Source organism: Anoxybacillus pushchinoensis, assembly GCF_900111795.1.
Classification (GTDB): domain Bacteria; phylum Bacillota; class Bacilli; order Bacillales; family Anoxybacillaceae; genus Anoxybacillus; species Anoxybacillus pushchinoensis.
The window spans coordinates 35,043-50,533 of record NZ_FOJQ01000006.1 but is presented as its reverse complement, the minus strand read 5'-3'; the positions used below and the strand labels follow the sequence as shown (position 1 = coordinate 50,533).

The 15,491-nt window shown below is 39.8% G+C and carries 15 protein-coding genes and 1 pseudogene; 2 read left to right on the top strand and 14 right to left on the bottom strand.

All coding sequences use genetic code 11. The features are described 5' to 3' along the window. Position 1 precedes the first annotated feature (1 nt). The 12 genes from BM213_RS03165 to BM213_RS03110 form a co-directional block, all read right to left on the bottom strand. Complete coding sequence (locus tag BM213_RS03165) at positions 2-1,195, bottom strand: MFS transporter (RefSeq protein ID WP_091700816.1); 1,194 nt, start codon at positions 1,193-1,195, stop codon at positions 2-4. A gap of 103 nt (positions 1,196-1,298) precedes the next feature. Beyond that, a complete protein-coding gene (locus BM213_RS03160; RefSeq protein ID WP_091700811.1) occupies positions 1,299-1,595 on the bottom strand; it encodes a rhodanese-like domain-containing protein in 297 nt (98 codons plus the stop codon). Between the two features lie 2 nt (positions 1,596-1,597). Beyond that, complete coding sequence (gene cdr / locus BM213_RS03155; RefSeq protein ID WP_091700869.1) at positions 1,598-3,247, bottom strand: CoA-disulfide reductase; 1,650 nt, start codon at positions 3,245-3,247, stop codon at positions 1,598-1,600. A 72-nt stretch (positions 3,248-3,319) separates the two neighbouring features. After that, positions 3,320-3,673 carry a rhodanese-like domain-containing protein gene (locus tag BM213_RS03150; RefSeq protein ID WP_091700809.1) on the bottom strand — a complete coding sequence of 118 codons (354 nt, stop codon included), beginning with the start codon at positions 3,671-3,673 and terminating at the stop codon, positions 3,320-3,322. 65 nt (positions 3,674-3,738) lie between these two features. Further along, positions 3,739-4,890 (bottom strand): toxic anion resistance protein, encoded by a 1,152-nt coding sequence (locus tag BM213_RS03145; protein WP_091700806.1) that lies wholly within the window; start codon positions 4,888-4,890, stop codon positions 3,739-3,741. Beyond that, entirely contained in the window at positions 4,874-5,533 is a 660-nt protein-coding gene (locus BM213_RS03140) for a 5-bromo-4-chloroindolyl phosphate hydrolysis family protein (RefSeq protein WP_091700804.1), read from the bottom strand. Before BM213_RS03140 ends, BM213_RS03145 begins: the two co-directional genes overlap by 17 nt. 134 nt (positions 5,534-5,667) lie before the next feature. After that, entirely contained in the window at positions 5,668-6,300 is a 633-nt protein-coding gene (locus BM213_RS03135; protein ID WP_091700801.1) for a PEGA domain-containing protein, read from the bottom strand. 169 nt (positions 6,301-6,469) lie between these two features. Further along, positions 6,470-7,714 carry an MDR family MFS transporter gene (locus BM213_RS03130; RefSeq protein ID WP_091700798.1) on the bottom strand — a complete coding sequence of 415 codons (1,245 nt, stop codon included), beginning with the start codon at positions 7,712-7,714 and terminating at the stop codon, positions 6,470-6,472. 202 nt (positions 7,715-7,916) lie between these two features. After that, the gene (locus BM213_RS03125) at positions 7,917-8,786 is read right to left on the bottom strand and encodes a metal ABC transporter permease (protein WP_091700795.1); all 870 of its coding nucleotides are present in this window, start codon (positions 8,784-8,786) and stop codon (positions 7,917-7,919) included. Beyond that, a complete protein-coding gene (locus tag BM213_RS03120; protein ID WP_091700792.1) occupies positions 8,783-9,682 on the bottom strand; it encodes a metal ABC transporter permease in 900 nt (299 codons plus the stop codon). Before BM213_RS03120 ends, BM213_RS03125 begins: the two co-directional genes overlap by 4 nt. Positions 9,683-9,687: 5 nt before the next feature. Further along, a complete protein-coding gene (locus BM213_RS03115) occupies positions 9,688-10,428 on the bottom strand; it encodes a metal ABC transporter ATP-binding protein (protein WP_091700789.1) in 741 nt (246 codons plus the stop codon). Next, positions 10,425-11,336 carry a metal ABC transporter solute-binding protein, Zn/Mn family gene (locus BM213_RS03110; RefSeq protein WP_091700787.1) on the bottom strand — a complete coding sequence of 304 codons (912 nt, stop codon included), beginning with the start codon at positions 11,334-11,336 and terminating at the stop codon, positions 10,425-10,427. The genes BM213_RS03115 and BM213_RS03110 overlap by 4 nt, the downstream gene beginning before the upstream one ends. Positions 11,337-11,636: 300 nt before the next feature. On the opposite strand from BM213_RS03110, the gene BM213_RS03105 reads away from it, so the two are divergent. Further along, complete coding sequence (locus BM213_RS03105; protein ID WP_091700784.1) at positions 11,637-12,947, top strand: APC family permease; 1,311 nt, start codon at positions 11,637-11,639, stop codon at positions 12,945-12,947. Positions 12,948-12,961: 14 nt separating this feature from the next. On the opposite strand, the pseudogene BM213_RS14780 reads toward BM213_RS03105, so the two are convergent. Then, positions 12,962-13,330: pseudogene (locus tag BM213_RS14780) on the bottom strand (DUF1722 domain-containing protein). Positions 13,331-13,763: 433 nt separating this feature from the next. Here BM213_RS14780 and BM213_RS03090 point away from each other — a divergent pair. Next, complete coding sequence (locus BM213_RS03090; RefSeq protein WP_091700776.1) at positions 13,764-15,119, top strand: YjiH family protein; 1,356 nt, start codon at positions 13,764-13,766, stop codon at positions 15,117-15,119. A gap of 108 nt (positions 15,120-15,227) precedes the next feature. Here BM213_RS03090 and BM213_RS03085 read toward each other — a convergent pair. Continuing rightward, positions 15,228-15,491, bottom strand: a 264-nt coding sequence (locus tag BM213_RS03085) for a zinc ribbon domain-containing protein (RefSeq protein WP_208601856.1), incomplete at its 5' end; no start/stop codon positions are given.

Below are 15,491 nucleotides of genomic sequence, written 5' to 3'. Positions count from 1 at the left end.
TTTATACACCTTCGCTTTTTAATATATGTTCTTTTTTATGGAACATCGTATACATAATCAACAGAAACGAGAAGATTCCGAACAAGACGACCATATGTTCTAATCCAATCGTATCTAACAAAAATCCAGAAATCAACAATACAATTTGAAAGGTTACACGATCAAACATATTTTTAAACGAAAAAAAGCGACCATGATACGTTTTTGGAACGTTTGTTTGAAAGATGGTCGCAACCATTGGGAAAAAACAACCGACACATACCCCAAACAACCCAAAAGAGGCAAGCGACACCCATTTCATATGGGCGAAATGTAAAGATAATTGTGCGAAAGCAATAAAACAAGCTAATCCGTACATCCATTTCACATATGCGTGCTCACGAGCGACATACTTAATGAAAAAAGCGCCGCACAAAAACCCGATCCCTTCAACAGTATACAACCATCCTTTAATTGACGGATCGTGCTGCAATTCACTAATATTAATGACCATTAAGTTAAATCCACCAATGAACAGCTGCGGTACAATCGTCAAAACGATGGCAATATACACAATCGGCAATTGGCGAACGATAGGGAATATGTCTGTAAACCGCTGTTTTTCTTTCTTTTCATCGCGCGTTTCCCGTCTTTCCTCCTTGATATTGATAAAAAATGTAAGCAAAAAAAGCAAAATGTACGCAATCATCGCCCCAATATATAGCGCCCATAAGCTCGTAATCATAAGAAGCGCTCCACCAAATGCAGTGCCGGCAATGCGGGACAAAGCGGAGATATTCATATGTATACCATTTATGGTCATTAGTTGTTTCTCATCGCGAACAACAAGCGGAATAATTGCTTGTAATGTCGGAAAATAAAACGCTGCCGCTATTTGAATCGAAATCATAAAGCAAACCATAAGAAAAATAGATTCATATGTTAAGGCAAATAACATAAATATGACGCTACATATACGTCCGATACCCGCATAGAGAAGGATACGCTTTTTCGCATATGTATCGATCCATCTCCCCGATATCGGACTGACGATAACACTAGCAAGCAAACCAGAAAATAAAATGAGCGATTTTACAAAATCAGAAGGAACGTGCTTCTGCATAAACTCTAAATTCCCGATAATTCCAAGCCATAAACCGACTCCGACAACAAACTCCCCAATAAAAATGAGCATGACATTTTTATTTTTCCACATCGATCTTTCCCCTTCTCCTGTCTCTAACTTCCAATGTATGTATTCCATTTTACAATAAAACGGAGAAAGATGCATAAAAAATAAGACTGGCGCATCGCCAGTCTTATGCCACTTCCCCTTCCCAATTCAGCATGCCACCAACCATGTTTTTCACACGAAAACCTCGTTCAGATAGCCATTCGCATGCTAATGCGCTTCTGCCTCCTGAATGGCAAACGACAATGTATATTTTGTTTTGGTCAAGTTCGTTTAAACGAGCAAACAGCTGTCCGAGTGGAATGTGGCAAGCACCCGGAATTTTTCCTGCTGCTACTTCATGTGCTTCACGAACATCTAAAACTTCAACATTTGTTTCATGACGTAGCGTATCCGTTTCTGTTGGCAAAATATTTTCAAACATCTTTATTCCCCCTGTTTCACACTCGAATACAATTTATAACCACCGTCTAAATTTTTAGCTTTAAATCCATGCTCTTGTAAAATGCGCGTTGCTAAATAGCCACGTAAACCAACTTGGCATGTGACGTAAATCGTTTGATCTTTCGGCAATTCATGGAGACGATCGCGCAAGTCATCAAGCGGAATATTGATGCTGCCCGGAATTGCTCCTCTCGTTTCTAGCTCTTTCGGTGTGCGAACATCAATGAGCAACCCACCGTCAGCGACGATGTCGTCAATTTCATGCCATTGTACCGTTTCAACCATCCCATCAAGCACGTTCGATGCCACATACCCAGCCATGTTTACTGGATCTTTCGCCGATGAAAACGGTGGAGCATATGCCAGTTCTAAATCAGGTAAATCATATACCGTTAGTCCGCCTTTAATCGCTGTGGCGATGACATCAATGCGCTTGTCAACTCCATCTTGTCCTACCGCTTGCACCCCGTAAATACGCCCTTGCCGATCGAAAATTAACTTTAACGTCATTTGAGTAGCACCTGGATAGTAGCTAGCATGGCTCATTGGATGAACGTGAACAACTTCATAATCAATGCCGTGATGTTTCAATACTTTTTCGTTCAGTCCTGTTGCCGCAACTGTCATATGGAAAACTTTCACAATCGATGTACCGAGCGTTCCATTGTATTTGACATCACGACCGTTAATGTAGTCAGCGACAAGTCGACCTTGACGGTTGGCTGGCCAAGCAAGTGGAACGAATGTTTCAAAGCCATAGACGTAACTTTTTACTTCAATTGCGTCGCCAATAGCAAAAATGTTCGGATCAGATGTTTGCAAATGCTCGTTCACTTTAATGGCACCTCGAAAACCAAGTTCTAATCCCGCTTCTTTCGCCAACTGGCTTTCTGGCTGAACTCCAATCGCTAAAATAATCATATCTGTATCGATCGCGCGACCACTTTTTAATACGACACGTCTTCCTTCGTTTTCAAACGCTTGCACACCATCTTCTAAAATTAATTCCACCCCATGCTCCTTCATGTGCGTATGCACAATAGCTGCCATTTCGTAATCAATTGGCGCCATTACTTGATTGGCCATCTCTACAAGCGTTACATGTACGCCTCGCTCTGTTAAGTTTTCAGCCATTTCTACACCGATAAAGCCTCCACCAATGACGACAGCACGTTTCGGCTTTTCATCGTCAACAAATGAACGAATGCGATCGGTATCCGGTACGTTGCGCAACGTAAACAGCGCTTTCGCTTGATCTATTCCTGGAATAGGCGGAACAATTGGCTTCGCTCCCGGTGATAAAATAAGGACATCGTATGGCTGTTCATATTGTTCATTTGTTTGTAAATTCCTTACTGTTACCGTTTTTCGTTCACGATGAATAGCTGTCACTTCACTTAAATTGCGTACATCAATACGAAATCGTTTCGACATGCCATCGACCGTTTGTACGAGTAGCTTACTTCTTTCTTGAATAACATCCCCGATGTAATACGGAAGTCCGCAGTTTGCAAACGAAATATATTCACCACGTTCAAACATAATAATTTCATCTTTCTCACTTAACCGACGTAAACGAGCGGCGGCAGAAGCTCCCCCGGCTACACCGCCGACAATAACGATTTTTTTCATCATATATCCCCTCCATATACAGGTACGTGTAAGTGTATTATACCAAATAAATCTTCGGCAAAGTTTGAACAGTTAGTGACATTCTACCATATCCCATTTATGAACGTTTCCTTTTTCTTTTATATAATATCCTTTGACAGAAAAACGATAACGTCTTAACAGGCGAATAGCGACATTTTTCTCTAAAGCATCGTTCGCAATGACAATAACTTCACGGTGCGGGATCGTTTCATAATAACGTTTCAAATACGCAACTGGAATGCGATGTGCCTTATCGATATCATCTGCTTCATTGTAGTCGCGCACATCGAGTATTGTAACATGTTTATGTGTAGGTAACATTTGCAGTTCCTTTACACCCCGAACAGGTACGTATCGATAATATAAAGCATATAACACGAACATCAAAATAAACGCATAAGTCATGTTGTCTACCTCCTTTACACATCATACCCTAATAGGTATATAAAATCAATAAAAAAGAGCTGATTTTACTCAGCCCTTTTTAGTGTAAGTAACCGCTGTTTTAACTGCTCCTCCATCTCAATCAGTTCCTGTTCCACCTGTTGACGTTTCATGCGCCCTTCTTGTTGAATTTTTAACGTTTCTTCAAGCGTCACTAACAAATTTTCCTGTGTTTTTTTCAATGTTTCAATGCTGACAAGTCCTTCCTCGTTTTCTTTTGCTGCTTCAATCGTGTTCATTTTTAACATCTCTGAGTTACGCAACAGCAATTCATTCGTCGTTTTTGTTACCGCTTTTTGCGCTTCCACCGCCTTCTTTTGGCGAAGCAACGTTAATGCGATGACGAGTTGGTTTTTCCAAAGCGGAATGGCGGTTAAAATGGACGATTGAATGCGCTCGACTAACGTTTGATTGACATGTTGAATCAGTCGAATTTGCGGTGCTGTTTGAATCGTAATTTGACGGCTTAATTTTAAATCGTGAATGCGCTTTTCAAGACGATCAGTAAATTGGATCATATCATTAACTTCTTGTACATCCATTTGATTTTGTGACTGTAACGCCTTTTTCTCTAGTTCAGGAATCGTTTTTGTTCGCAGCTGTTCTAGTTTTATTTCAGCGGCGGCAATGTAAATGTTTAATGCATCAAAATATTCTTTGTTTTTTTCATATAACGTTTCTAACATCATGATGTCACGAAATAACATTTGACGATGTTTGTCGAGTTGATCCGCAATTCGATCAATTTCAACGCCTAGCTTTTGATATTTAGATAAAATATGTTGAACAGACTGTGTGACAGATTGAAACATGCGTGCTAAAAAACTTTTTTTATTTATTGCAAAATCTTCTACATTTACTTCTTTCATCTTTGTCATCAGCTCATGAATAATTTCCCCAACAGGACCAGCATCTTTTTTTTGCACATGATTTAAAATAGAATGCGAAAAGCGTGACAACTCTGCCTGTGCGGCTACACCGTACTGTAAAATCGCCTGGTGGTTGCGCGGATCAATTTGCTCTGCAAGCGCTAGCGCTTTTTGTCGATGTTCCTCTTTTAATTGATCAATTAAACGCGGAGATGGTGACTTTTCACTCGCTTCTATCACTTCTCCAAATGGATTGGCAAGTAGCGAATCGATCGAACTTGTCCAAAGTACTTCATCGTTCTTGTTCATGCTTTTTCTCCTCCATCATTGTTACTGTATGTTTCGTTGGCAAAGAAAGAGATTCTTCTGTTGCAATCGTATGTTTCACAAGTTTTACTTCCGTTTGTAAATCAAACAAGTCTTCTTCAAGCATGTCCAATAGTTGATTTTCTGCTTTCGTCAGTGCAAGGTCAAGCGCTTGTTCTGCTTCACTGATCGCTTGGCGAATATCATCGTTTTTCACCGGCTGCTTCATTAAATAAATATATTTATCAACAATTGTAACAATTGAATCTAACGTCGTGTTAAAAAACGGTTGCGCGACAGCTAAACGATCCGGTTGTTTTTCAACAATTTCAACCATTTTTTGACAGATGGAGTATAAACGAGAAAGCTTAGAAAACATCGAAATCGAACGAATTCGCCATAAATTTTGCCCGATTTTCCGCACCTTTTTTTTCGCGTCTTTCAACCGCTCATCTTTCGAACGATGAGATACATGTTTCTTCTCTTTTTTCTTCATATAAATTGAATACATCACCCCTATACTTGCCCCGATCAAAAATGAAACAGGAAACGGTAAGCGAAACGCCAACAATGAAATAAGGGCGCTAAATAAACCAACGTTCCATGATACAAACCACCGCCATATCGTCCGAATGAACCGTTTCATTGTTGTCCTCCCATCGTCTATGATCCTTTATTTTACTATGATTTTTTATGAAATGGAAATGATGATTATATTACGTATCGACAAAAAGAAGTGTTTCAATTGTTCATAAAAAAAGACGCAACATGTCGTTGCATCTACTCATTCGAATAGAAATGAACGATACGAATCCGCTCTCCCCCAAAAAGCAATAGTTGCTTCGTCTGTTCGTGTTCATCTGTAACTAATTTTAGCTCGTATAACCCCGGAATATATGATCCTACTTTCGTTAATGATACATTTGTCTCTCCGACATCCGTATCGTTAATAAAAATGCGAGCCCCTTTTTCATTTGTTTGCACATATACGTGATACAATGCCGGCTCAAATTTGTACACTCCTTGCGACAATTTCATGAGAAAAACTGGAGGAGTTGACGTTAATCCTTTTATGTAAACTCGATCGTCTTGCTGTTGCTTCAATTCTTTTCTAATTTGCTCATAACCTTCAGGATGTTTGCGCAAATATGCAAACAACGGTAAAAAAGTGTCATCACTTTCCAACGGAATATCGATGAATTGTCGCAACGTATGTACATCTTCTTGGCGTAGCGCTGTCATAAATTGCTCAATTACTTTTTGCTCACCTGTCTCTTTTTTTGTCATTCCCCATATACTGACGACACACACGCTTACAACGAGTAATAAAACGGAGACAATATGTGTCCGCTTTCGTTTTCGTCGTTCGCTTCGTGTCATCGCTTCGTCTTGTAATCCCCCTTGTTCACTCACACGTATTTCCCCTCTTTTTCTCATTATATTTACATCATCATATGTATGAAAAGAAAAGGGAAAATATGAGAAAAAGAAGGGACTTTACATCATATATGTACATCAGTAGTCACGTGATGTCAATGACAACGTGACCACTTCTCTATACATCGTTTGTTTCAATTACCCACTAACAAGATGACTTTCCTTCCATCATTTGAAACATAACAGCATACAACCATGCACTACATATAGCGAGTAACATTAAAACAAAAAATGTCCAATGATACGCAAACGGCAACGTTAAAACGAGCGGAGCAATCATACGACCAAGCGTAAAACGCAAGCTCGCCGCTGCGAAATATTGTCCTCGCATATGATCAGGGGCTAATCTAGCGACAAATGTTTGCTGTAAACCAACCGTCATAAGTTCCGCAAGTGTAAATATACCGATTAAAATGACCATAATCCAAAGCGATGTCGTTTGACCGAAAAAGAAAATAGCTAGTCCATACAAAAGAGAGGACCATACAAATACCGACTTTTCTTTGTAGTTTCCCATCCATTTCGTTACCGCCACCGTAAATAAAGCAACAAGCAATCCATTTTCAGCAATAAGTACACTAAATGCTTTTTCTCCGCTCAACGAAAGTGACCAATGATCGGTAGAAATTAACGTTTGCTCTGAAACAACGTCTTTCACATACACAGGGATTAAAATATCAAGTTGCATAAACGTTTGAGCAACGAGGACACCAGCAACGATAAACAAAAGAAACGTGCGGTCTTTCGCAATAAGACGATAATTTTTTAATTGCTCAACAAAAAAAGTGTACCATGTTCCTGTCGTTTTCGCCCACAACGGTGCCGTTTCCTCTAAGTAAATGAACAAAACGATAGCAACAATTGCACAAAATGCCCCGGCAACGAGCAGTAGGTAAAAAAAATGTTGTGGATAAAAAATTCCTCCAAGTAGCGGACCAATAACGACCATTACATTATTCATCGTGTAAAATACAGCAAATACACTACTTTGATCCTTTTCTGCCACGACATCGGCAACCATCGCTTGACTAGCAGGCCAATACAGTGAACCGCATACACCTACGAGGGCAAAACAAATAAAACTCATCACAGGTGATGAGAATAGTGGAGAATTGACTAATGCAAATAAGAAAAAAGCAACTGCTTGCCCACACGCAGCGAGCACCATCATTTTTTTTCTTCCAAAGCGATCAGCAAAATATCCCCCAAGCAAATTCGCAACAACAGAAAAAAATTGCGAAATAACAAGCAATATCCCAGCTTTTTCTCTACCAAACATGTCAGAAAAATATATCGCGATAAAAGGGAATATCATCCAAAACGTAACTCCGACTAACGACTCCCCAATTAAACGAATACGTAAGTTCCGATCCCACTCTCGTATTCGCATCGTACCCCCCCTTCAAAGCAACTATTTTGTTATTATATCATTTTCGCACCAAAATTTCGCGGACAAAAGTATTGACAAAAATACAGAAAAATAAGAAAATACGGTTGTGGCCATTATTGCATTACTTCCTGCTTTTCTAGTTACAAATGATGTAAGTATTATTGATTCGTTTCTTTCCGCAATAAAAGACTAAATCTCCTGCCTAGGCAGGAGATTTTTTCATCCATTTCCGCAATAACCCATGTTTTGGTGCAATCCATAAAGAAACAAAGAAGATGACACCGGTTGATACAGCAATTGCTCCAGAAATAGAGACGTTGAATGCTGTCGCTCCCACGTAGCCGATCACCGATGCCAATACACCGATAAAAGCACTACATATAAGCATCGTGCTAAGTCGATCCGTCCACAAATAAGCTGTTGCACTTGGTACAATAAGCATCGCTACAACTAAAATGGCACCAACACTATCAAATGAGGCAACAGTCGTTAACGACAACATCCCCATTAATACGTAGTGAATCAGCACGACCGGAATTCCAAGCGTAATTGCCATTTCACTATCAAATGAGCTAATTTTTAATTCTTTGTAAGCAAAAACAATAACGAATATATTGATCGCTAAAACAAATCCAAGCAACCAAACGGCTTTCGGTCCAATACTTCGTCCGCCAACTTCCAGCACATCCCACGGCACAAATGCAATTTCACCCATCAGCGCATGTTCGACATCTAAATGAACACGATCTGCGAATAAGGAAATGAGGACAACCCCGATCGCAAACAAGCATGTAAACACAACCCCGATGGCTGCGTCACTTTGCACCCCCTTTTGATGCAACAATTGGACGAGAAATGTTGTTAGCAATCCGACAAGCAAAGCGCCGATGAGCATAGACACCCCTTGCAGTTGATGGCTTACCATATACGCCCCCACAATTCCTAGCAATACGCTATGACTGATCGCATCAGAGAGCATCGACATTTTCCGTAATACGAGAAATGTACCGACTAATCCACAGTTAATCCCGACAAGAGTTGCAGTAAGCAAAATCCAAATCGTATAACTCATAACTGCTCCCCTCGCTCATACATTAGTTGTTTCACGCGCAATTTTTTTCTTTCTACATGCCGACGAATGATTTTGCTACATAAACCACGTTTCGGGGCGAATAAAAACGAGAAGAGAAACAGAGCCGTCGCAAAAATAATAACGAGTGGACCGGTAGGCACATAAGCAATCAAACTCACATATGCCCCAGCAACTCCAGATAAAGCACCAAATACGCCGGCTAACAACGTCATCCATTCTAGTTTTTCTGTCCAATATCTTGCAGCTAACGCCGGCGTAATAAGTAAAGCAGACATTAACACGACACCAACCGCCTGTAAACCAACGACAACAACAGAGACGATTAAAAACATAAGTACACCGTTCAATAATGATACCGGTACACCAATTCCTTGCGCAAACGCTCGATCAAATGTAATGATCTTAAATTCTTTAAAAAAAACAGAAGTGATGATAATCATTATTATCGTTGTCACAGCAAGCACGTTCACATCACTTCCAGTCAATGACGCTGCCTTTCCAAACAAAAAGTCGTTAATTCCACTTTGATTTCCACCTTCATGTTGATTGATCCATGTCAATAACACGATCCCTAAACCGAAAAATACAGACAACACAATGCCAATTGCTGCATCTTCTTTAATGCGCGTATGTTTAACAATAAACTGAATACATGCTGTAGCAACATATCCTGAGCAAGCGGCACCGATGAAAAAGAAAAGGAGCGATTTTTGTCCATATAGAAGAAAAGCGATACAAATCCCCGGAAGTGCAGCATGCGCCATCGCATCCCCTATTAAACTTTGTTTTTTGAGCAGTACAAACGTACCAATCATTCCGCTCGCTAATCCGAGCAGTGCCATGCTTGTAAATACCCATTGAACATTGATGTCCATATTATTCACCCCACGATATGTGTGGCAGAGAGAAAAGTCACTTTTCCACCATACGTGTTTTGAATATGATCATACGTGAATGTGCGTTCCGTTTCACCAAACGCTATGACACGTTTATTTAACAATAAAACATAATCGAAATAATCTCGCACCGTTTGCAAATCATGATGGACAACCAATACCGTTTTTCCACGCGTTTTTAGTTCATTTAACAGTTGAATAATCGCTTTTTCTGTCGCGGCATCCACTCCAACAAACGGTTCATCCATAAGATAAATAGAAGCATCTTGTGCGAGTGCACGCGCTAAAAACACGCGCTGCTGCTGTCCACCAGATAGTTGGCTAATTTGCCGTTTCGCATAAGGCAACATGCCGACTTTATCTAAACATTGCATTGCAATCTCTACGTCTTCTTTTCGTGGTCGTTTCCATAGTCCGATATGACCATATCTCCCCATCAATACAACATCAAGCGCATTCGTTGGAAAATCCCAATCAACAGAATTTCGTTGCGGAACGTATCCGACAAGATGTCTTTGCTTCTCATACGGTTGGCCATATACGAAAACATTCCCGTGCATACGCGGAATAAAATTTAACATCGCCTTCATTAATGTTGATTTTCCTGCTCCGTTTGGACCGATAATCCCTACTAACTTTCCTTCTGGAACAGAAAATGATACATCTTCTAATACAAGTTGCCGATCATACGCAACTGTCATTTGGTCAACAACTAGCGGATTCATCGTCCTTCCCCCTTCAATGCTTGTGCAATCGTTTTAACATTGTAACGATACATACCAATGAACGTCCCTTCTTCAGTCCCCTTTTTTCCGAGCGCATCTGAAAATAGTTCTCCACCAATCGAAACGTGATGGCCACGCTGTTTTGCTCCTTCAACAACCGCTTCAATTGCCTTTTTCGATACACTGCTTTCCACAAATACAGCTTGAATATTCCGGTCAACAATCATATCAACAAGTTCTTGAATATCTTTCAATCCGTATTCTGCATCTGTACTTAACCCTTGTAGGCCAACTACTTCGATATCATACGCACGACCGAAATAATGAAAAGCATCATGGGCTGTAATTAAAACACGCTGTTTTTTTGGAATGGCGTTCATCTCTTTTTTGGCTTCCTCTTTTAACTGCATGAGTTGAGATTCATATGCTTCTGCTCGTTTTTGATATATTTGTTTATGTTTCGGATCCACTGCACTTAATTCGTCTCTTACCTTTTGCGTTGCATATCTCCACAAATCAAGATCAAACCATATGTGCGGATCATACACTCCGTCTATTTCAATTAACTTCTCTTTCGGAATCGCTTCACTTACTGCGACGACTTTTTTCGTTTTTGACATTTTTGTGAATATTTCTCCGAGTTTTCCTTCTAAATGAAGCCCGTTATAAAAGATGATGTCTGCTTGACTCAACTTCTGAATGTCACCTTGTGTCGCTTTATACAAATGCGGATCTACCCCTGGCCCCATCAACGCTTCCACATGAACATACTCTCCCCCGACATGTTCAACTAAATCTGCAATTTGCCCCGTTGTAGCGACAACGTAAATAACGTCTTTTTTAGGTGCTTTCGTTTCACAACCGAACAACAATAATAAAACGGTCCATACAACCAACCATTTTTTCATATACATCCTCCTTCAAAAGTTGTATAAGGATATAAAAGTTTCCTCAATGCAACATAAAGCCAAAAAAATTTGTTTGCCGCCCATTATATGCATGAACAAAAAACGTGTGACATGTGGAACAAGCAAACAATAATGATTAAGGTTAAAAAAGTTTCTTTAGACCAAATTTAATTTTATCTTATTCTTTTCTTTTCTCCCTGTCAATATTTTAATTTTCAAAAAAAGAAGTTTTCATTCATCTCATGCTATAATATCGATTGTCCGACACAAAAAAACAACTGTTTTTTAGAGGTGAACAACATGACGAAAACAGAATTGAAACAAAGCATCGGCTTTATTACAGCAACAGCCATCGTCGTTGGTACTGTGATAGGATCCGGTATCTTTATGAAACCCGCTGTTGTCATTGAAGCAACTGGAAATTCAACATTTGCTCTTCTCGCTTGGATTATCGGGGGAATCATTACGTTAGCTAGTGGGTTAACGATTGCAGAAGTGAGCTCAAAAATTCCTGAAACAGGTGGATTGTACGTATATATTGAAAAAGTTTACGGGAAGTTTTGGGGCTTTTTATGCGGATGGGTACAAACCATCATTTATGGGCCTGCCGTCATCGGTGCGCTAGGCTTGTACTTCGGGGCATTATTTGTAGGAGTTTTCGGTTTGCCGAAAGAAAATGAGCTTTGGATTGGCATCATCGCTGTTTTATTTTTATCCATCGTAAATACGCTCGGCTCACAGGTTGGTGGAATCGTTCAAAGTGTTTTAACAGCGGCGAAATTATTACCTATTTTTCTTATCATTGTCTTCGGGGTGTTCAAGGGTAATGTACCTATTTTCGGCATGGACAGCGGAAGTAGTCAAACGATTAGTATGGGGGCAGCCGTTTTAGCAACGTTATGGGCATATGACGGATGGATGAACGTTGGATTTGTTGCTGGGGAAATGAAAAACCCTGCGAAAACATTACCGAAAGCGATTATTACTGGTATTCTTATCGTGATGTTTGCCTATGTAGCTGTCAATATCGCATTGCTTCACGTACTTCGTGCCGATGAAATTGTAGCACTCGGACCAAACGCAGCAAGTGAAGCAGCGACAATGTTATTCGGGGCATTTGGCGGAAAATTAATTGCCATCGGTATTTTAATATCCATCTTTGGTTGCTTAAACGGAAAAGTTTTGACGTTCCCGCGCATGCCATTTGCAATGGCAACGGATGGGCTGTTCCCGTTTTCCCGTTACTTCGCCCATCTTCACCCAAAATGGCGCACACCTGTATTTGCAACACTTATGCAAGTGACGATTGCCATCGTGATGATGTTGCTTGGCAACGCCGATCGTTTAACAGACATTGCCATTTTCAGCGTGTTTTTATTTTACGGTTTTGCATTTTTTGCCGTATTTTTATTACGAAAATCAACCGAAACGAACGAGCAGCTATATCGAGTTCCTTTTTATCCAATTACGCCAATCGTTTCTCTTATCGGAACAGCCTATATTATTATGAGCACGGTACTTCATGCGCCGCTAGACACGTTTTTATCAATCATTGTTACCTTATCTGGTATTCCAGTGTATTACGCCATAACAAAAAAGCGACATGGGTAACCCTTGTCGCTTTTTCAATAATCCCTTCCTTTTCCTGAGTCCGTCACGTCAAGCAACGTCTCTGGATAGGGGTGAAAATACCGCTGCTTGAGTAAATAATCATTTTGGTAGCGAATAGCCCACCGAATGACCGCCGTCACACTACTTAACGGTAGCTTACCAGCACGATATTTTTCTAGCAACTCATGGACATAACGTTTCTCATCGCCGCTTAACTCGTGCTTAAAATAACCAATCATATGTTAACAAACATTAATACTCGAATTGCGGCGTGGGCGACATGCAAACAGTTCATACTGCAAAAACACTTCTTTTATCGGTAAACGGTTACGATTAGCAACAATGTTGCCAAGTTGTTTTAACTTTTGTTGATGATAAGCCATAAACAAATATTTATGCTTAGAAGGAGAAAAACCGAGACATTCACTAACAACGACAATCGGCTTTGCGTAGTACTACATTCGTTATTCCCCTTTTCACATTTTTGTTTATCATACCGCACAAGCAAAAAGATACACGCATCGATGTGTTAAGAAAAACAAAAAATTTCGAATTTGAACGTTTATACATAAAAATGATTGATTATATAATCGTTTTGGTTTATTATGCTCTATGTTACCTATTTTACAATAAATAAATTGTTATTGATTCATATTTTTGTATTTATATAATTTTATTTCTTCATATTTATACACCGAGTATATTTATTTATATTTCTGAATTGTCTTGTTATATTGACTATTTTTATTTTTATATTACGATAGTAGCAATGTTATGTATCCGTTTTCAAAACATAAATGAAAGGTGGTTAAACAGATGAGTAAGCATACTCCATCGTACACATTTGCTGACACTATGAAGTTTCTCATTCCATCACTCATTGGTGTGTTTCTATTTATGTTACCTTTTCCGTACAAAGGAGAAATGACAATCCCTGTAGCGATATTAGCCAAATGGGTTGAAGGACAGTTTCATTCAATCATTCCAACAATTTCAGTGTTGTTTATGTTTGCCGCTACAATTGGTACGATCGTTACAAAAATAGCTCAACCTTCTTTTATTATGGATAGCGCTTTTCTTCGTCGTCTATTTGATGTAAACGGTTTGTTTGTCGGCGCTCGCGTTGTTGGATCCGTTTTAGGGGCGATGACCTTATGGAAAATTGGTCCAGAATGGGTTTGGTCCGAAAATACAGGGGCCTTGCTATTGTATAGTTTAATTCCAATTTTATTCTCTGTGTTTTTATTCGCCGGCTTATTTTTGCCGTTACTTTTAAATTTCGGTCTACTTGAACTGTGCGGTGCACTTTTAACAAAAATTATGAGACCTGTATTTAAGCTGCCTGGTCGCTCATCGATTGACTGTATCGCCTCTTGGCTCGGCGATGGAACGATTGGTGTATTATTGACGAATAAACAATATGAGGATGGCTTTTATACAAAACGGGAAGCGGCTGTCATCGGAACAACATTTTCCGTCGTATCCATTACATTTAGTATTGTTGTCATTACGTATATGAAGCTTGAACATATGTTTGGTGTATACTACTTTACAATTGTTGTTGCTGGTCTTGCGGCAGCGATCATTATGCCGCGCATCCCACCATTATCTAAAAAGCCGGATACGTATTACTATGAACATCATGTACCTGTTGACGAAACGATCCCTGCTGGGTATACACCTTTTCAATGGGGATTAAAACAAGCGACTGAAGTTGCCCAGCGCAATAGCCATATAGGAAAATTATTAAAAAACGGTTTGCAAACCGTGATTGATATGTGGCTAGGTGTATTACCTATTGTCATGGCAATCGGTACTGTTGCGTTAATTATTGCAGAAACAACCCCAGTATTTGAATGGCTCGGTAAACCGTTTGTACCAATTTTAACTCTTCTTCAAGTGCCAGAAGCCGCTGCGGCTGCTCAGACGATGGTCGTCGGCTTTGCAGATATGTTTTTACCAGCTATTATCGGAAGCGGTATCGAGAGCGAGTTCACACGCTTCGTCATCGCCTGCGTATCCGTTACACAACTTATTTACATGTCTGAAGTTGGCGGATTACTGCTTGCATCAAAATTACCAATTACATTTAAAGATTTAGTGATCATCTTCCTTCTCCGTACACTTATTACATTGCCAATTATCGTTTTCATGGCACATTTAATCTTTTAACAAAAAAAGGGCGAACATCTCGCCCTTTTTTCTATTTTTTTCTATTTGTCCAGCCGCATGACACGTTCCGTTCTTGAACTACCGCTAGGCTAAAGCCATAGCGGATTCCTACGAACACCGAAAGTTTTTTCGGTTATTTAGTAGGCGATCCCCACAGTTCCTGCGGTTAAGAAGCCTAATCGCTTCGTTTTTGATATTGATACTTGCGTTCACATCTCGGTCGTGATGAGTATGGCACACAGGACATTCCCATTCACGCAAAGCAAGATGTTTCACGTCTTTGTTTTGATAGCCACAGCACGAACAAAGCTGACTAGACGGAAAGTTTTTTGCTACGGTTACGATCTGTTTCCCATACCATCTAGCTTTGTA